General features: G+C 61.4%; 15 protein-coding genes. 10 read left to right on the top strand and 5 right to left on the bottom strand.

Annotated elements, in window-relative coordinates:
• Positions 1–41: 41 nt before the first annotated feature.
• The gene (locus AYX22_RS11755; protein ID WP_207597565.1) at positions 42–914 is read right to left on the bottom strand and encodes a GerMN domain-containing protein; all 873 of its coding nucleotides are present in this window, start codon (positions 912–914) and stop codon (positions 42–44) included.
• A gap of 424 nt (positions 915–1338) precedes the next feature.
• Here AYX22_RS11755 and AYX22_RS11750 point away from each other — a divergent pair, with 424 nt between their 5' ends.
• From AYX22_RS11750 to AYX22_RS11730, 5 genes are all read left to right on the top strand, one after another.
• Positions 1339–2421, top strand: coding sequence for a PhoH family protein (locus tag AYX22_RS11750; protein WP_207593636.1), 1083 nt, complete (start codon positions 1339–1341; stop codon positions 2419–2421).
• Positions 2418–2891 (top strand): rRNA maturation RNase YbeY, encoded by a 474-nt coding sequence (gene ybeY / locus AYX22_RS11745; protein WP_207593635.1) that lies wholly within the window; start codon positions 2418–2420, stop codon positions 2889–2891. The genes AYX22_RS11750 and ybeY overlap by 4 nt, the downstream gene beginning before the upstream one ends.
• Positions 2888–4219 carry a hemolysin family protein gene (locus AYX22_RS11740; protein WP_207593634.1) on the top strand — a complete coding sequence of 444 codons (1332 nt, stop codon included), beginning with the start codon at positions 2888–2890 and terminating at the stop codon, positions 4217–4219. The genes ybeY and AYX22_RS11740 overlap by 4 nt, the downstream gene beginning before the upstream one ends.
• The gene (era, locus tag AYX22_RS11735) at positions 4203–5165 is read left to right on the top strand and encodes a GTPase Era (protein WP_207593633.1); all 963 of its coding nucleotides are present in this window, start codon (positions 4203–4205) and stop codon (positions 5163–5165) included. Before AYX22_RS11740 ends, era begins: the two co-directional genes overlap by 17 nt.
• Before the next feature lie 105 nt (positions 5166–5270).
• Positions 5271–6830 (top strand): LCP family protein, encoded by a 1560-nt coding sequence (locus AYX22_RS11730; protein WP_207593632.1) that lies wholly within the window; start codon positions 5271–5273, stop codon positions 6828–6830.
• Between the two features lie 95 nt (positions 6831–6925).
• Here the strand turns inward: AYX22_RS11730 and AYX22_RS11725 are convergent, their stop codons facing one another.
• Positions 6926–8878 (bottom strand): M13-type metalloendopeptidase, encoded by a 1953-nt coding sequence (locus AYX22_RS11725; protein ID WP_207593631.1) that lies wholly within the window; start codon positions 8876–8878, stop codon positions 6926–6928.
• Positions 8879–9127: 249 nt separating this feature from the next.
• Here AYX22_RS11725 and leuA point away from each other — a divergent pair, with 249 nt between their 5' ends.
• From leuA to AYX22_RS11710, 3 genes are all read left to right on the top strand, one after another.
• On the top strand, positions 9128–10867 hold the full coding sequence (leuA, locus tag AYX22_RS11720; protein WP_207593630.1) for a 2-isopropylmalate synthase: 1740 nt from the start codon (positions 9128–9130) through the stop codon (positions 10865–10867).
• A gap of 86 nt (positions 10868–10953) precedes the next feature.
• Positions 10954–11706: a DNA repair protein RecO gene (recO, locus tag AYX22_RS11715; protein WP_207593629.1), complete on the top strand. Its 753-nt coding sequence runs from the start codon at positions 10954–10956 to the stop codon at positions 11704–11706.
• 2 nt (positions 11707–11708) lie between these two features.
• Entirely contained in the window at positions 11709–12533 is an 825-nt protein-coding gene (locus AYX22_RS11710) for an isoprenyl transferase (protein WP_207593628.1), read from the top strand.
• Positions 12534–12548: 15 nt separating this feature from the next.
• Here AYX22_RS11710 and AYX22_RS11705 read toward each other — a convergent pair whose 3' ends face one another.
• Positions 12549–13622, bottom strand: a complete 1074-nt coding sequence (locus AYX22_RS11705) for an alpha/beta hydrolase (RefSeq protein WP_207593627.1) — start codon at positions 13620–13622, stop codon at positions 12549–12551.
• A complete protein-coding gene (locus AYX22_RS11700) occupies positions 13619–14629 on the bottom strand; it encodes an alpha/beta hydrolase (RefSeq protein WP_207593626.1) in 1011 nt (336 codons plus the stop codon). Before AYX22_RS11700 ends, AYX22_RS11705 begins: the two co-directional genes overlap by 4 nt.
• A 169-nt stretch (positions 14630–14798) precedes the next feature.
• Between AYX22_RS11700 and AYX22_RS11695 the strand changes: the two genes are divergently transcribed.
• Positions 14799–15875, top strand: a complete 1077-nt coding sequence (locus AYX22_RS11695) for a quinone-dependent dihydroorotate dehydrogenase (RefSeq protein WP_207593625.1) — start codon at positions 14799–14801, stop codon at positions 15873–15875.
• A 107-nt stretch (positions 15876–15982) separates the two neighbouring features.
• Here AYX22_RS11695 and AYX22_RS11690 read toward each other — a convergent pair whose 3' ends face one another.
• Entirely contained in the window at positions 15983–16576 is a 594-nt protein-coding gene (locus AYX22_RS11690) for a DUF3043 domain-containing protein (protein ID WP_207597564.1), read from the bottom strand.
• Between the two features lie 115 nt (positions 16577–16691).
• Here AYX22_RS11690 and AYX22_RS11685 point away from each other — a divergent pair, with 115 nt between their 5' ends.
• Positions 16692–18125 (top strand): dipeptidase, encoded by a 1434-nt coding sequence (locus tag AYX22_RS11685; RefSeq protein ID WP_207593624.1) that lies wholly within the window; start codon positions 16692–16694, stop codon positions 18123–18125.
• The last annotated feature ends 20 nt before the right edge of the window (positions 18126–18145 follow it).

Below are 18145 nucleotides of genomic sequence, written 5' to 3'. Positions count from 1 at the left end.
TGGTCCGCTTCCGGCTCCGGGCAGCTACCGACCGTGAACAGCTACCCGACCCTGAACAGCCGCGTGTCGGTGCTTGTCGCGATGATGTCTCCGGCGCTGTCCACCTGGGAAACACGTACCTCATACTGGCCGGCCTTCAATGTCGCGCCAAAAGTGAACAACCCATACTGCCCGGGTTCGCCGGTGGCTTGCGTTTGGCCCGTGAGAAGGCTGGTCTTTTCGCCCTTGCCATTGTCCTGCAGTACCTGCCAGGCGATGGGCTTGGAGCTGTCAGTGCTCCGCCCGTTGAACTTGACCAGTCCTGTGGGCAGGGTGGTCTCTTCCTGCGGATCGATGATCCAGAGCGGGGCAACCAAGGAGGCGTCGCGGGTCATCGGCTCACCCAGCTGCACTTGCCCGAACGCCATGTAGTCCTTGTGGCCATCAACCAGGATGACCACTTGGATCTGCTGGCCTGAATTGATGAGCCCTGAAGACGAAGCTGCGGCCGTTGCCGTGTAGACGAGTTGCTGCACTGCACGCTGCGCCATGCCGGCATCCAGGTTTGAGTTGAAAGCATCGCGGGAAATATCGACTGTAATGACGTTTTTGCCGGAAATGGACGTGGCCAGGTTGGCGGGTTCCTGCCAGGGAGTGAAGAAGTCATGATCCAACGGCTTTTCCGCCATCATGATTTTCAGGGCGGTGGTTACAGGATTTCCGTCGCCGGAGATGTCCCGGAACTCGCGGTAAAGGTAGACCTCTTCCTTGCTCCGCCCGATCCAGTAGACCGGGATCTTGGTGGAGGCCTGGGTGGTTTCCAGCGGGGCGTTGCTGGCCGGGGCTTCCTGGACGGTCAGCGGCGGCGGGGTGGAGGTGGCTTGGGTGCCGCCACCGTTGGCGATGCAACCGGTCAGCAGGAGGACAGCGAGCATCGCCGGCACGGCAACAGCGGACTTGGTCCGCTTGTTCGCGCCATGATCGTTGCTGGCTGTTTTCTTGATGGGTTTCCTGTCCTGCCCTGCATGGTTTGGCAGCCATTTGTCGGCTGGGGTGCGGGGTCGTGTTTTCACCCGCAATGCCAGCTTGGCACATCGTCGACGGCGGTCGGCCGGGTTTCCGGGGGAGGGCGCCAACTGAAACATGATTGATACCGGCTTGATGCCGAGTTGAGACAAAATGTCCGCATCAGCCCCAGGGTGCCGAATGAGGCTGCCGGGGGAGGTTCATCGCGGGCGGGCTGGCGTAGGATTGGAGACATTCCGGCATCAATGCGGGCAACGAAAGTCCGCAGAGAATGTCGAATCGATGGCGTTATTACAGACCAACCGGAGGAGAAAAGGCCCGCGGGCCAGCACTATGAGTGAATCTTTGAACGGGCGGCTCAGGACCGGAAACGGCAACCAGCCGCCCAACGAGTTCCCGCACACATTACCGGGCACACGCACGGAAGTCGTCACCTTCGACAACTCCGACCAGATGGTTCACTCGCTGGGCAGCCATGACGAAGCCCTGAGGTACATCGAGGAACAATTCCAGGATGTCAGCTTCCATGTCCGCGGCAACGAGCTCTCCATGACCGGCCCCTCCACCGTCATTCCCCGCGTCATGCGCCTCCTGGAGGAAGTCCGTGGGCTTGTGGCGAAAGGGACCGTGGTGAGCCCGGACATCCTTCAGCAGCTGGTGTCCCTGTTGAGGGCCCAGTCGGTGCAGAACCCGGCTGATGTGCTGACCCACAACATCCTTTCCAGCCGCGGCAAGACCATCCGTCCAAAGACACTGAATCAGAAGAACTACGTGGATGCCATCGACGCAAACACGGTGATTTTTGGTATCGGTCCAGCTGGCACGGGCAAGACGTACCTGGCCATGGCCAAGGCCGTGCAGGCGTTGCAGATGAAGGAAGTCAGCAGGATAATCCTGACGCGGCCTGCGGTGGAGGCGGGGGAGCGGCTCGGTTTCCTGCCAGGTACATTGAGCGACAAGATCGATCCGTACCTGCGCCCGCTGTATGACGCCCTCCACGACATGATGGATCCGGAATCCATCCCACGGTTGATGGCTGCAGGCACCATTGAGGTGGCACCGTTGGCGTACATGCGCGGACGTACGCTCAATGACGCCTTCATCATTCTTGATGAAGCGCAGAACACCACACCGGAACAGATGAAGATGTTCCTGACCCGCCTCGGCTTCGGTTCAAAAATGGTAGTCACCGGCGACGTCACCCAGATCGACCTTCCGCTGGGCGCAACGTCAGGCCTTCGGATCGTCCGGGAGATCCTGACAGGCATAAACGACGTCAATTTCTCCATTCTTGAGGCGGCCGACGTAGTCCGGCATCGCCTGGTGGCCGACATCGTGTCCGCCTACAGCACCTGGGATGACGCGCACCGCAAAGACGCGTCAGGCACACATTACAAACGTGGAGAACGTCAATGAGCATTGAAGTCAACAACGAGTCCGGTGTGACGGTGGACGAAGCCCAGCTGGTGACGTTGTCCCGCTTCATCTTCGAACGGCTCTACATCCATCCGCAAGCGGAGCTTTCCATTCTCCTGGTGGATGAACCCGCCATGGAGAAGCTTCACATCGAACTGATGGATGAACCCGGGGCCACCGACGTCCTGTCTGTGCCCATGGACGAGCTCACTCCAGGCACCCCGGATAAGCCAACCCCGCAGGGAATGCTGGGCGACATCGCCATCTGCCCCCAGGTGGCCGAGGTACAGGCCCGCAATGCCGGTCACGCCACCCAGGATGAGATGCTGCTCCTGACAACCCATGGCATCCTCCACCTTCTGGGATTCGACCACGCCGAACCCGAGGAAAAAGAAGAGATGTTCGGTTTGCAGCGCGAACTGCTGTCTGAATTCCTGGGCAAGGATGCCCCCATGGAGACCATGCAGTGACCTGGATCATCCTGGTCGGCATGGCGCTGGTTTTCCTCAGCTTTGTCGCCCTGTTGACGGCTGCTGAAGCCGCGTTCAATTTCCTTCCCCGGCACGAGGCCGAACAATCAATTGTGCGCAGCAAGGGCAAGGCCCTGAGCGGAATCCTCAAAGCTCCCATTGCCCACATGAGGGCCCTGCGATTCTGGCGTGTGTGGTTCGAGATGGCCGCTGCAGTAGCTGTGGCGGTAGTGCTGCACAGTTTGCTCGACAACGTCTGGCTTGCCGGGCTTGCTGCTACCGGCATCATGGCCGTCATCGGATTCGTGCTGGTGGGGGTGTCGCCGAGGCAGCTGGGGAGGGCCCATTCCGGTCCCGTTGTTCGCTTCACGGCTCCGCTGATCCGCTTCCTCTGCTGGGTTCTCGGCCCCATTCCCGGGTGGCTCGTGGCCCTCGGCCAGGCAGTGGCTCCTGGCGCGCCCAGCGGTGATGACGCATTCGTCAGCGAAGAAGAGTTCCGCGAATTCGTGGACCGCGCCGCAGAATCGGACATGATCGAGGACAACGAGGCTGAACTCATCCATTCGGTCTTCGACTTCGGCGACACGTTGGTCCGTTCCGTCATGGTTCCCCGCACAGACATTGTCAGCATCGGTACCGGATCGGACCTCGAGACAGCCATGGGCCTCTTCTTGCGGTCGGGCTATTCCAGGATTCCGGTCATCGGTGAGAATACCGACCAGATCCGCGGAATCCTTTATTTGAAGGACGTCGCCGCGGCCATGTATCGAGGCGAACCCGGACTGCAGGCGCACGACGTCGACTCCCTCGCCCGGGACGTCCGCTACGTTCCTGAATCCAAGCCCGTGAGTGACCTTCTCAGGGAACTGCAGCAGGAATCCACCCACGTGGCGATCGTGATCGATGAGTACGGCGGTACCGCCGGACTGGTGACCCTTGAGGACCTCATCGAGGAAATCGTGGGTGAAATCGTGGATGAATACGATGCCGCGGCAGAAGAAGCAGTGGACCTCGGTGACGGTACGTTCCGGGTCAGCGCCCGCATGAGCATCGACGACCTCGGTGAACTGTTCGACATTGACCTCGACGACGACGAGGTGGACACCGTAGGCGGCCTCCTTGCCAAGGCCCTGGGGCAGGTCCCGATTGTCGGCAGTTCAGTTGATGTGGATGGAATATCGCTCAAGGCGGATAGGCTTGAGGGTCGCCGAAACAGGGTCAGCCACATCATTGCGGCAGCCATGCCAAAGGAAGACACTGACTTTGAAGACCTACTCGATGACGCCGACTCAACGCAACAGGGAGTTCCACGTGAGCAAGCAAAATAAGAAATTCGATGCCGATAATGACTTCGGTGGCTTCCACGCAGGCTTCTCTGTGCTGGTGGGCCGGCCCAACGCCGGCAAATCGACACTGACCAATGCCTTGGTTGGCCAGAAGGTGGCCATCACCTCGGCCAAGCCGCAGACCACGCGGCACACCATCCGCGGTATTGTCCACCGCGAGGATGCGCAGCTGATCCTGGTGGACACCCCTGGCCTGCACAGGCCGCGCACGCTCCTGGGTAAGCGGCTCAATGATCTTGTGGCCGATACCCTGGCCGAAGTGGATGCCATTGGATTCTGCCTGCCGGCGAACGAGAAGATCGGCCCCGGCGATAAGTACATCGCGGCTCAGTTGGCGGCCGTGGGGAGGAAACCGATCGTTGCCCTTGTCACCAAAACAGACCTTGTTGACCGCCAGGCCTTGACCGAGCAATTGCTCGCTGTCGCTGCTTTGGGACGCGATGTCCTGGGGGAGCAAGGTTGGGCAGACATCGTCCCCGTTTCAGCGGCCGACGGATTCCAGGTCTCCACTGTCGCGGACGTATTGATCAGCCACATGCCGTCATCGCCCCCGCTGTACCCCGACGGTGAACTGACGGACGAGCCCGAAGCAGTCATGATTGCGGAACTTATTCGAGAGGCTGCCCTGGAAGGTGTCCGCGACGAACTTCCCCACTCGCTGGCCGTAGTGGTGGAGGAAATCGTTCCCCGTGAAGGTCGAACCGAGGACAACCCGCTCCTGGACGTTCGGGTCAACCTCTATGTTGAGCGGCCCTCCCAGAAGGCCATCATCATCGGCAAGGGTGGCAGCCGGCTGCGTGAAGTCGGTACCAACGCACGGAAGGGCATCGAGACACTTCTGGGCACCCGAATCTACCTGGATCTGCATGTTAAGGTGGCCAAGGACTGGCAGCGGGATCCCAAGCAACTGGTCAAACTCGGGTTCTAGCGGGCAAGACACGTCCCGGCATCGTAGAGGCGCGATAAGGAACTTCCCAGAATCGGCAACTATGATGGCGGGAATCCACGTGTTTGAGGAAAGGTAAACCGAATAGTGCGACGTCGTGACGCCCGCCCACAGGGCACCGGCACCGCTGACCCCGTTGCGGCTCGCCACGGTGAGGATGCCGAGGGCACTCCCCGCCACATGAAGGCCCGCAAGGGACTTCCGTTGTGGTTGAAGATTGTTACTGGCGTGGTCTCTGTGGCCCTGGTTGCGGGCGTGGCTTTTGCTGCCTTTTGGTTCATCCGGTTGCAGAGCAACATCACCAAGGCTCCGCTGAGTGCAGGGGAGACCCGCGACAGCGGTGAAACCCTGGCCAATGACAAATCGGACCGCCTGCAAATCCTTATTCTTGGTTCTGATACCCGTGACGGGAAAAACTCGGAGTACGGAAGCACGGAAGACTCCACCGGCTACGGTCATTCGGACGTCATGATGCTGCTGGATATCTCAGCAGACAACAAGCGCGTCAGCGTCATGAGCTTCCCGCGTGACCTGCTGGTGGACGTGCCGCAATGCACCGATCGGACAAACAACCAGACGTTCCCTGCCCGCAGCGGTGTGATGATCAACGAGGCCATGGCCGAGGCGGGCATCGGCTGCGCTGTTGACACCGTCAATAAATTGACCGGTTTGGAAATCGACCACTTCATGATGGCGGACTTCAACGCCGTCAAGGAGTTGTCCCACGCTATTGGCGGCGTGAATGTCTGTGTCAGCGACCCCGTCTTTGACCCGGACTCCCGCCTTCGCCTGCCCAAAGGTGATTCCCTGGTTGAGGGCGAACAAGCCCTGGCTTTCCTGCGGACCCGCCACGCTTTTGGCGATGGAGGCGACCTCGGTCGTATCAAGGGACAGCAGGCTTTCCTCTCGTCCTTGACCAGGAAGCTCAAAGACGAAGGAACGTTGGGTAACCCGCAGAGGCTCCTCCAGATTGCCGACGTGGTCACCCAGAACCTCACCGTCGATGAGGGCCTGGCATCCGTTCCGTCGCTGCTAACCATCGGAGGGCGGTTGAAGGACATTGATGTTTCCAAGGTTGCGTTCGTGGCTGTCCCGACCCAGGCAGCAGCAGTTGATCCGAACAGGCTGGAGCTTGTGGAACCGCAGTCATCCCAGCTCTTTTCAGCGTTGCGTGCCGACCTTGACCTGACCACACCCGGTGCCACATCGTCGCCCGCTGCCAGCGAAACTCCCGCACCGCAGCCCACGGCATCGACTCCTGCGGTCCCCGCCTACGACAAAGCGATCCAGCCGGTGGCAGTGGCCAACGGCAGCGGAGCAGCCGCGCGGGCCCAGGAGATCATGTCGGTTCTGACAGGCGGTGGCTTTACCCAGGCGGTTTCCTATTTGGCAAACCCTGTGGACCAGACAGTGATTTACTACGGGGCAGGCTTCGCCGATGTCGCTGCAGACGTGGCTGCGCTCTACGGTATTCCGGCGGCCCAAGTGCAGGAGGCTCCCGGCGTGGCGGGAGTTCAGCTTTATGTGGGTACGGACTTCGCCGCCGGCACTACCTACGGAGCAACCTCCGTGCCATCGGACGTGGTCAACCAGACCGCGAGCGATGCCGTCTGCCAACAAGTGAACCCGTTGTACATCGACCAATAGTCAGTACATGGACCAGTAGCGGGCTGCGAGGCAGCCATAGACTGAAGAGGCCGGGCCAGTTCTTTACGAACTGGCCCGGCCTCATTTTTCCCTTCTTACCAGATGCTGACGCGGTCTCCGGATTCCAACCACATGCCGTCTGCTGCGCCGACACCAAATGCTTCATGGAACGCATCGAGGTTGCGGGCGATGGCGTTGGTGCGGAACTCGTTGGGGGAGTGCGGATCGGTGGCAAGCCGTCGGATCGCCTCTTCACGGCGGATTACCTGGCGCCAGCCTGCTGCCCACGACATGAAGAAGCGTTGCTGGCCAGTGAAGCCGTCGATCTCCTCAGGCTCTTTGCCTTCCAGGCTGAGGAGGTAGGCCTTGTAGGCAATGGTCAGGCCGCCGAGGTCGCCGATGTTCTCGCCGAGGGTGAGCTTGCCGTTGACCTTGTGTTCTGGCGCCGCGTAGGGGGAGAGGGCGTCGTATTGAGCCACCAATTTGGCCGTGAGGGCTTCGAACGCGGTCCGGTCCTCATCAGTCCACCAGTTGCGCAGTGCACCGCTGCCGTCGAACTGCGATCCTTGGTCGTCGAAGCCGTGGCCGATCTCGTGGCCTATGACGGCACCGATTCCGCCATAGTTCACGGCGTCATCAGCATCTGCCGTGAAGAAGGGCGGCTGGAGAATTGCGGCCGGGAAGACGATCTCATTCAGCATGGGGTGGTAGTAGGCATTGACCGTCTGCGGAGTCATCAGCCACTTATTAAGGTCAACAGGCTTGCCGATCTCGTCCAGGTGACGGTCGACGTCAGCATCATGTGCGCGCTCCACGTTGCCCAACAGGTCGGATGGATCGATGACCACGACTGAGTAGTCGATCCATTTTTCCGGGAAGCCAATCTTGGGGCGGAATGCCTCCAGCTTCTTGAGCGCTTCCTTCTTGGTTTCCTCACCCATCCATGCCAGGGAGGAGATGCTGTCACGGTAAGCCTCGATCAGATTGGCAACGAGCGTCTCCATCCTCGCTTTGTGGCCCGGGGGGAAGTGCCGCTCCACGTATATCTGTCCGACGGCTTCGCCAAGCGCAGCTTCGACAACGGCAACTCCACGCTTCCAGCGTTCCTTGTTCTGGGGCGTGCCGCTGAGTGTAGTGCCGTAGAACTCGAAGTTGGTGTCCACGAATTCGGACGAGAGGTACGGGGCCGCCGAACTCAGCACCCTCAGTGTCAACCATTCCTTCCACGTTTCCAACGGCTCGGACTCCAGCAAGCCTGCTGCGCCGGCGAAGAAGTCCGGGGTGCTGACAACGATCTCGTTTCGCTTGGCTGCGTCGACACGGGCTGCCTGGAACCAGGTCTCCAGCAAGGGGAACAGTTCCGTTGCTTCTTCTGCCGTCTTGAGGTTGTAGGTCTTCTGGGGATTCCGCAACGTGACGTTGTCCCAGTGGTGCGCAGCCAAGGCAGTTTCGAGGGCGACGATGCGCACTGACGCTGCTTCGGCGTCCTTGATTCCGGCGAGGGCGAGCATCTTGGCAACGTACCCGGTGTAGGCCGAAACGATATCGGCAAACTTTTCTTCCCGGTAGTAGGACTCGTCCGGTAGTCCAAGGCCGCCCTGCCCGATATACAGGAGGATGCGCTCGGGGTTGCCGGCGTCAGGGGCCGGGTAGATTGAGAAAAGCCCGGAGACGTCGGAACGGAAGAGGCGGCCGATCAGGCCGGCCAGTTCCTGGGTTGATCCCACGGCGTTGACGTCCTCGAGCCGGCCCCGGATGGGGTCAAGGCCTTTGGCCTCTGCTGCGGCCTCATCCATGAAGCTCGCGTAGAGTCCACCCACCTGCTGCTCGACGCCGGTTGCCGACTCTCCTTTGCCTGCAGCTTCTTCGATAATTGCTTTGACGGCCAACTCGGCTCCGTCCCGCAAAGCGGTGAACGTGCCTTCCAGCGGCCTGTCGTCAGGGATGGTTGTGTTGTTGAGCCACGCGCCGTTGACGTGTTGGTAGAGGTCGTCCTGGGGCCGGACGCTGTGATCGATGTTCGAAAGAGTGATCCCCGACTGTGGCACTGTGGCTCCTTGTGTGGACACAGCAGCCGGCGTTGCCACCGTCGCTGCGTCTGCATAGTGGACGTTGCATGAGGTGTTGCACTGTCATCATACGCATCGTGTTACTGTGATTTTGTGCGTACGGCGATGCTTCTTCTTAGCTGCCGCGGCGGGGCCTGAAAGCTATCTGAAGCTGGGCCATCCTCGCCGCGGAGTTCCGTTGTGTCCGGCTAAGCTTTCATTTAGTTCTTAGAGAAAAGGCCACACGTCATGCGTAATGCACAAAAGCCCTCCGGTATGCCGATTCACCGCTACCTGCCATTCCAGGACCAGATCACCGTAGAGGTTCCTGACCGCACGTGGCCGGACAAGGTCATCACCAAGGCCCCGCGCTGGTGCGCGGTTGACCTGCGCGATGGTAACCAGGCACTGATCGACCCCATGAGCCCGGCCCGCAAGCTGAAGATGTTCCAGCTGCTCGTCAAGATGGGCTACAAGGAGATTGAGGTCGGCTTCCCCTCGGCATCGCAGACCGACTTCGACTTCGTACGCCAGCTCATCGAGGGCGGCCATATCCCGGATGACGTCACCATCCAGGTCCTGACCCAGGCGCGTGAACACCTGATCGAGAGAACCTATGAGTCGCTGGTGGGCGCCAAACAGGCGATCGTCCACTTGTACAACTCCACGTCCGTACTGCAGCGGCGCGTCGTGTTCAACCAGGACGAGGATGGCATTCTGGATATCGCTCTGCAGGGTGCCCGACTGTGCAAGAAGTACGAAGAAACCCTCGAAGATACGCACATCACCTATGAATACTCGCCGGAGTCTTTCACGGGAACCGAGCTGGAGTACGCTGCCCGGGTCTGCAACGCCATTGCCGACGTCTTCGAGGCTTCTGCCGACAATCAGGTCATCATCAACCTTCCGGCCACTGTGGAGATGGCAACCCCGAATGTCTATGCCGACTCCATTGAGTGGATGCACCGTAACCTGCACCCCCGTGAAGGCATCATCATTTCCCTGCACCCGCACAATGACCGCGGTACGGGCGTGGCCGCTGCCGAACTGGGTTACCTGGCGGGTGCCGATCGGATTGAAGGTTGCTTGTTCGGCAATGGTGAGCGCACCGGCAACGTGGACCTCGTAACGCTGGGGTTGAACATGTTCGTGCAGGGCGTCGACCCCATGATCGACTTCTCCGACATCGATGAAGTCCGCCGCACCGTTGAGTACTGCAACCAGCTGCCTGTCCCGGAACGTTCTCCGTACGGTGGTGACCTCGTCTTCACGGCGTTCTCAGGGTCGCACCAGGACGCCATCAAAAAGGGTTTCGAAGCGCTGGAGAAGGACGCTGCGGCGGCGGGTAAGCCGGTGGATGACTTCACCTGGCAAGTTCCGTACCTGCCGGTTGACCCGAAGGACCTCGGCCGCAGCTATGAAGCCGTGATCCGGGTTAACTCGCAATCGGGTAAGGGCGGTGTCGCCTACCTGCTGAAGAACGAGCACAACCTGGACCTGCCCCGGCGCGCCCAGATTGAATTCTCCGGAGTCATCCAGCGGCGCACGGATGCAGTGGGTGGCGAGGTCAGTGGTGCACAGCTGTGGCAGGTCTTCCAGGATGAGTACCTGCCATCCGACGAAGAGCAGGCACAGTGGGGTCGCTATGCGCTGGGAAGTGTCAGCACTGAGACCGACGAGTCCGGCGCCATGACCATGAACGCAACCCTGCGGATCGACGGCGTGGAGGTTCGGCGGACCGGCCACGGCAACGGACCCATCGCTGCTCTGTTGGACATCCTGCACCACGACGGCGTAGACGTCCGCGTGCTTGATTACAGCGAGCATGCCCTGTCCGAGGGCGGCAGCGCCAGTGCAGCAGCCTACGTCGAATGTGCCGTCGGCGAGCGGGTCCTGTGGGGCGTGGGCATTGACCCCAGCACCACCACGTCATCCCTCAAGGCCCTGATTTCGGCCGTGAACCGCGCCGTGCGGGACTCCCGGGCCTAGGGTACCCAGCGTGTGGTGACGGGAAATACCGTCACCACACGGTCCGGTGGTCGCCGAGCGGGCCGGTCATAGTGCGAAGATTAGTTGTGGCCAATCCGTCGTTTGCAGCACGGTCCTACAGGGACGATGCCGTGGTGCTCCGTACCCACAAGCTGGGTGAAGCGGATCGCATCATCACTCTCTTGACCAAGCATCATGGCCAAGTCCGCGCCGTCGCCAAGGGTGTGCGCAGGACCAGCAGCCGTTTCGGCGCTCGTCTGGAGCCGTTCATGGTGGCGGACTTGCAGCTTGTCTCCGGGCGGACGTTGGACATTGTGACGCAGGCGGTGGCCAAGGGCGCCTATGGAAGCAGTATCGCCGCAGACTATGGCAGGTTCACGGTGGCCGCTGCCATGACGGAGACCGCCGAAAAACTCACGGATGCCGACACGGAGTCCGGGACCGCCCACTACAACCTGCTGGTGGGAGCCTTGGCTGCCTTGAGCCGTTCAGACCATCCACCCGAACTTATCCTGGACTCCTATCTGCTGCGCGCTTTGGCCACGGGAGGGTGGGCGCCGAGTTTCACCGATTGTGCCCGTTGTGGCCGGCCGGGACCTCATACGGCCTTTGCCGCCCCGGTTGGCGGTATGGTGTGCAGCGACTGCCGCCCTCCTGGTTCACCGGCGCCGGCAGCGGAGACAGTGGTGTTGCTTGGTGCATTGCTGACAGGCAACTGGGGCGTGGCTGATGCATCGGATCCCCGGCATCGGCGTGAAGCCGCAGGACTGGTTGCCACGTATCTGCAATGGCATTTGGAACGGGCGCTGAAATCACTCAAACACGTGGAGCGAAGCTGACAGTGGCACTTGGTAAGAAGAGCAAGACAACAACGGCCAGGACGGCACCGGTCGTTGCGCCGTACGGGCACCCCTCCGGTGCAGTGCCGCCGGGTATTCCCAGTGAACTTATTCCGCAGCACGTGGCGATCGTCATGGACGGCAATGGGCGGTGGGCAAACCAGCGTGGACTTCCCCGCATCGAGGGTCACAAGGCCGGTGAGCCTGCCTTGCTTGATGTGATGGCAGGGGCCATCGAACTGGGAATCAAGTACGTCAGCGTGTACGCCTTTTCAACCGAGAACTGGCGGCGTTCGCCCGAAGAAATCCGCTTCCTTATGGGATTTAACAAGGATGTACTACGACGCCAGCGGAACCAGCTTGACGAATGGGGCGTGCGCATCCGATGGGCCGGAAGACGCCCGCGGCTTTGGGGTTCTGTCATCAAGGAACTTGAAGAAGCCGAGGAATACACGAAGGCCAACGACACGTGCACGTTGACCATGTGTGTTAATTACGGCGGCCGCGCCGAGATTGCCGACGCCGTCTCTGCCATTGCCCACGATGTCGCCGAAGGGCGTTTGAAACCCGGATCTGTATCCGAGAAAACCATCCAGAAATACCTGGACGAACCCGACCTCCCGGATGTAGACCTTTTTCTTCGCAGTTCGGGGGAGCAGCGGCTCTCTAATTTCCTCCTGTGGCAGTCTGCCTATGCGGAGTTCGTCTTCATGGACACGCTGTGGCCGGATGTCGACAGGCGGACGCTGTGGGACGCCGTCGAGATTTATGCCAAGCGCGACAGGCGCTACGGAGGGGCCGTGGACGCGGCGCCCGCCGGCAAATAGCACGCCCCCGCTACATCAGTAGGGGTACGCAGCGAGCCATACAGCCACGTCGCGGTATGCCTGCTGACGGACGGTACGTCGTGAGAGAAAAACATCATGAAGCGCACCTGGATACCGGAAGACGGCGGTGCGGCGGGCAAGTCCAAGAGCCCTCCGTGAGGTTTCCTCTACGTCGATGACCGCATCGGCCCGCATCAGGTCAGCTGTCCACTCCGCTTGGATCCTTGTCCTTCCGGACAGCAGGACCAGGACGGGAGAATCGATGGCGAGCTTTCGTTCCACCGCGGCGTGCCCGGCCAGGACGGCTTTGGTCCACCCTGCGCGGATAGGGAACGAGGTCCGCGGACGCCACAGGGGATCCAGTATCCATTCACCATGTGCTTCATTGCTGACGCTCTCCCAGTAGGCAGGCATCTCAGGAAAGCGGAAGGGGCGCTTGGGGTCCGTACGTGCAAAGGGTTCCACCAGGTGCATGGCAATGCTGCGGACCAGACTGCTGCCCTGAAGCTCCAGCCACGGCGAGTTCAGGACCAAGGTGCCCAGCCGGCCTGGGTTGCGATCGGCCCAGAGTGCCCCGATCAAACCTCCCAGGGAATGGGCCAGCATGTGGATGGTTGGCGTGGTGGTGTCGCCAGTCCGTTCAGCCACGTCCCGTTCAATTTCCACCAGCGCTGCTGCCAGGTCCTCGTCATAGGCGCTGAGGTCCGTGATGTATCCGGGCGTCTGTCCAGGCAGCAGGCTGCGGCCGAATTTTCGGAGGTCCACTGCGTAGAAGTAAAAACCCGACGCCGTGAGGTACTCAGCCAATTCGGTTTGCAGAAAGTAGTCGGCCCAACCATGCAGGTAAAGAACAACCCTTGGCGCTCCACCTGGATCGGCCGGGACTGGACGGCGTCTTCTCTTTGTGAAGGACGACAGGAAGTCAAGGACGCCATTCTGGGTGGCTTGCGGCGCAGGTGGAGCATACCGGATGAGTGTGGCGTGGACGGGACCTTCCTCGTCAGGCTTCAGTGGCAGGTCCATGCATTCGTAGCCATGGCCCAGGACGTCCCGCCGCCACCTGGTTGCCCGGGCCTCCGTGGTGTTCATTGGTCCCCTTCCTGCCGCTCTGCCGTCACATCGTTCTGCATGAATCCCTTGATCCACCGCGCAAGCCGCGCATAGGCGTCTTTCCGCACTGCTGGTGCGGAGAGGAAGACGTCGTGGAGGCCGCCGTCGATGCGTTCCAGAGTGACGCTCCGGCCCAGCGCCATGGCTCTGAGCGCAATAACCCCAACATCCAGCACGGCATCCGAACGGCGCATTGACTCCTGCCACACCATGCCATTGGCGCTGGCCGAAGACGTTAGGACGAGGACAGGCACCTCGAGGTTCAGCCCGCGGGCAACTTGGGAATGCCCGGCAAATACGGCACTGAGCCACCCGGCCCGGACTGGGAAAGCCAACGGTGGACGATAATTTTCGTCCAGGGCCCATTCACCCTCCGCGGTACTGCTGATGCTGCGGAAGTAGAAACCCCGCTCCGGCAGCTTCAGGACGGTTTCCGGCCTTAACTTTGCTATGGGAGCCACCATGGCCTGCGCAGCCCTCCGCACCAATGAACTGCCGTGCATTTCCAACCACGGGCTGTCGAGAATCAGGAACTGAATGGATTCCGGGTGGCGGCTTGCCCACAATGCGGCCACCAACCCGCCGGTCGAGTGGCCCATCAGGGTCACGCTGCCTTCCGGTGTCGAGGCTGTGTGATGACGGATGATGTCCAGTGCCTGGTTGATTTCGGCGTCATAGTCCATCAGGTTTGCCACGTAGCCCCCCGGCATGTCCGTCGTCAGGCTCCGGCCATGGTTGTGCATGTCAAGGGCGTAAAAGTCGTAGCCCTGCCCGGCCCAGAACCTGGCAAGTTCGGTATTGAAGAAGTAGTCGCTCCACCCGTGCAGAAACAGGACGGCGCCGTAGCGCCTCGGTGCATCCCCGGATTCGCTTTGCTCTGCCCGGTGGCGGATCAGGGTGGCGTGGCGGGTCACGCCGTCAGGTCCTGTGGCATCAACGCCACAGGATTGGAAGTCTGTACCCAGGATGTCAGCCGTCCACTCCATGGCTTTAGCTTAGACACTGGCGGAGGCGTCCCGCCCGGTGGCAGGTCGGCAAGGAAAGTCGAATAACTTCCATGATCCGCGTCACTGTTTGCCCGCGGGATGCGTATATGCCGACGGCATCGGCGGTCACGGGTTTGGCGAGTCGTCCGTAAACCGGAAAACTAGGACCATGCGTGTTTACCCCACATTCTTCAAGCTGGCCTTCTCCTGGATGGATGCCGAAAAGGCACACAAGATCGGCTTCCAAGGGATCCGGGCGGCACATCGCTCGGGCGCCGGCCGGATCCTGGCCCGGCTGACCGCCCCTGACGCTTCGCTCCGGACTGAGGCGTTGGGCCTGACCTTCCCATCCCCGTTCGGCCTGGCGGCCGGTTTCGACAAGGAAGGCCACGGCATAGAAGCCCTGGCCGAACTCGGCTTTGGCCACGTAGAGGTGGGTACCATCACCGGCCAGGCGCAGCCAGGCAATGAGAAGCCCCGGTTGTTCCGCCTGATTGAGGATCGTGCGGTGGTTAACCGGATGGGATTCAACAACGACGGCGCAGCAGCCGTTGCGCCCCGGCTCAAGTCTGCGCGGGCTGCTCTGCAAAGGAAGCACCCGGACGTCCGGCCCGTCATCGGCGTCAACATCGGCAAGACCAAAGTGGTTGAGCTCGAGGACGCCACTGAGGATTACCTCGTGAGTGCACGCAGCCTGGCGCCCGCGGCAGATTACCTGGTGGTCAATGTCAGCTCTCCCAACACACCCGGCCTTCGTTTGCTGCAGAACGTGGAGTCCCTGCGGCCGCTGCTGAGGGCAGTAGGCGACGCCGCCGATGAAGCCGCCGGACGGCATATTCCGCTGCTGGTCAAGATTGCGCCTGACCTGTCCAATGACGACATCGACGACGTCGCCCGGCTGGCGCTGGACCTGAAGCTGGACGGCATCATCGCCACCAACACCACCATTTCCCGGGAGGGGCTCGTTTCGGACGCCGCCAAGGTGGAGTCTCTGGGTGCCGGTGGATTGTCGGGAGCACCCCTAAAGACGCGGTCGCTTGAAGTACTGCGGAGGCTCAAGGACGCCGTGGGTGACCAGCTCGTGCTCATCGCGGTAGGAGGAGTGGAGACCGCCTCGGACGTTCAAGAGCGCCTGGAAGCGGGCGCAACACTGGTCCAGGGCTACACAGCGTTCCTGTATGAGGGTCCATTCTGGGCTTCCAGCATCAACAGGGGCCTCGTTAAGATCCGTAAGAAGGCGCGTTAGGCCCAACCGTCCTGGTGCCGTGCGCCTATAAGGAAGACCCTGCGCCCATAAGGAAGACCCCGGACCATTGGTCCGGGGTCTTCCTGTTGATGAAGGGGTGGGGGCGCTTAGGCCGGGTACTGCCCGCGCTTCACCTGCGGCTTGGGCAGGCGGAGCTTGCGGAACTGAAGGGCGCGCATGCAGCCGTACCAGACGGAACCGCGTTCCACCTCGCCGAATTTCTCGGTGAGGCGCTTCCTGAGCTTGCGGGACAGGATGAAAACATCCACGAAGACGGCAAGGAACATGATCCAGAAGCCAACCAGGACGTAGCTGATGCCGGCGCTTGTGGGCGGAATGATCAGGGAGATCACCACGAACAGCAAGGCGCCGAACATGAGGTATTCACCCAGGCTGAACCGTGCGTCCACGTAGTCACGCGTGTAGCGCTTCTGGGGACCCTTGTCACGGAGGGGCAGGTATTTTTCGTCACCCGTATCCAACGCCTGCCGCATTTTCTGCCGCTGATCCTGGATGGCGACCCTTTCCGCAGCCTTGGAGGCCTTGCGGTCATTGGGAACCAGTGGGCGCTTACGGGCTGCTTCCTGGTCTTTCCGCTTGGGAGTGGGGGTGCCCTTTCCGGCACCGGGCTCCGTGGCGGTGGCGTAGGCCTGGTCTACTACTGATTGAGCGCTGGGCTCTTCCTTTTTGCGTCCGAACACCCCTACAGAATACCCCTCGTGGAGGTGGCGTAGGTTACGTGGACGGCCGTCCGGGGCCAGCGGCGGGTGGCCGCGCCTGCTGTGGACGCCCAAATCACGGCGGTAAAGTGTGGCCATGACTTCAGCACATGCGGAGATCCCGCAGCACAAGCAAGGGCACGCCGGCAATACTCCAGTGGAGGAACTGTCCCGGGCAGTCAACGATTCCTTCGACACCACCCTGGCGTCCCTCAAGCACCTCGTGAGCATTCCGGGCATTGCGTGGGCAAGTTTCGACCCGAACGAACTGGACCGCAGCGCCGATGCAGTCGCTGCCTTGGTCAAGGCCGCGGGCATGGAAGACGTCCGGGTATTGCGGTGCGACAAAGCCGACGGCACCCCCGGTGGCCCTGCCGTCGTCGCGCGCCGTCCTGCCGCGGACGGCAAGCCGACCATCCTGCTGTACGCCCACCATGATGTTCAGCCACCGGGGGACCGGAGCCTCTGGAACTCCGAGCCCTTTGTGGCTGAGGAGCGCGAGGGCCGGCTGTACGGCCGCGGGGCGGCTGACGATAAAGCAGGAATCATGGCGCACCTGGCCGCCTACAGCGCCGTGACCCAAGTTCTGGGTGACGGGTTCGGGCTCGGCGTGACCTTCTTCTTCGAAGGCGAGGAAGAGGCAGGCTCGCCCACGTTCCGTACTTTCCTGGAGGAACATCAGGAGCTCCTGCGGGCCGATGTCATTGTTGTAGCTGATTCCAGCAACTGGAAAGTCGGCGTTCCGGCCCTCACCACCAGCCTTCGGGGACTCGTGGACGGGACTTTCGAGGTGCGTGTCCTGGACCATGCAGTCCACTCCGGCATGTTTGGTGGACCTGTGCTGGATGCTCCCACCCTCCTTTCACGGCTCATCGCCACCCTGCATGACGACGAGGGCAACGTCGCGGTTGCGGGCCTGGTGGCCCGTGACGACGTAGCCGTGGACCTTGCCGAAGAGGACTACCGCACTGATGCGTCAGTGCTCGACGGCGTGAAACTCGCCGGCAGCGGGACCATCGCCTCCCGACTCTGGACCAAGCCCGCGCTGTCCATCATCGGTATGGACGTCCCGTCCGTTGATGTTGCGTCCAACACACTGATTCCGGCCGCCCGGGCAAAGTTCAGCATGCGGTTGGCCCCAGGGCAGGACCCAGGGTCCGCGATGGATGCCCTGAAGACCCACGTCGAATCACATGCACCGTTTGGTGCCAAAGTGACGTTTACGCCGGGGGAGCGCGGCAACGCCTTTTCCACCGACACATCTTCAGCGGCTGCAAGGGTAGCCCTTTGGGCGCTGGGCGAATCGTGGGGTGTACAACCAGTGGAAATGGGAATTGGCGGTTCCATTCCGTTCATTGCGGACCTCATGGATGTGTATCCGGACGTGCAGATCCTTGTGACGGGAGTAGAGGACCCTGATTCCCGCGCACATAGCGCCAACGAATCCCTGCACATCGGCGATTTCCGGCATGCCGTGCTGGCTGAAGCCCTGATGCTGGCCAGGCTGAATGCTGAAGGACTCAGGGGCTAGTGTCGGATTAGTCCTTGGCG

The organism is Arthrobacter sp. D5-1, assembly GCF_017357425.1.
In the GTDB taxonomy this organism is placed as follows: domain Bacteria; phylum Actinomycetota; class Actinomycetes; order Actinomycetales; family Micrococcaceae; genus Arthrobacter.
This window is presented reverse-complemented; position numbering and strand designations above follow the sequence as displayed.

Coding starts and splice junctions, on each gene's coding strand:
- AYX22_RS11755 (WP_207597565.1), bottom strand. CDS start 914: ATGCTCGCTGTCCTCCTGCTGACCGGTTGCATCGCCAACGGTGGCGGC.
- AYX22_RS11750 (WP_207593636.1), top strand. CDS start 1,339: ATGAGTGAATCTTTGAACGGGCGGCTCAGGACCGGAAACGGCAACCAG.
- ybeY (WP_207593635.1), top strand. CDS start 2,418: ATGAGCATTGAAGTCAACAACGAGTCCGGTGTGACGGTGGACGAAGCC.
- leuA (WP_207593630.1), top strand. CDS start 9,128: ATGCGTAATGCACAAAAGCCCTCCGGTATGCCGATTCACCGCTACCTG.
- AYX22_RS11705 (WP_207593627.1), bottom strand. CDS start 13,622: ATGAACACCACGGAGGCCCGGGCAACCAGGTGGCGGCGGGACGTCCTG.
- AYX22_RS11700 (WP_207593626.1), bottom strand. CDS start 14,629: ATGGAGTGGACGGCTGACATCCTGGGTACAGACTTCCAATCCTGTGGC.
- AYX22_RS11695 (WP_207593625.1), top strand. CDS start 14,799: ATGCGTGTTTACCCCACATTCTTCAAGCTGGCCTTCTCCTGGATGGAT.
- AYX22_RS11685 (WP_207593624.1), top strand. CDS start 16,692: ATGACTTCAGCACATGCGGAGATCCCGCAGCACAAGCAAGGGCACGCC.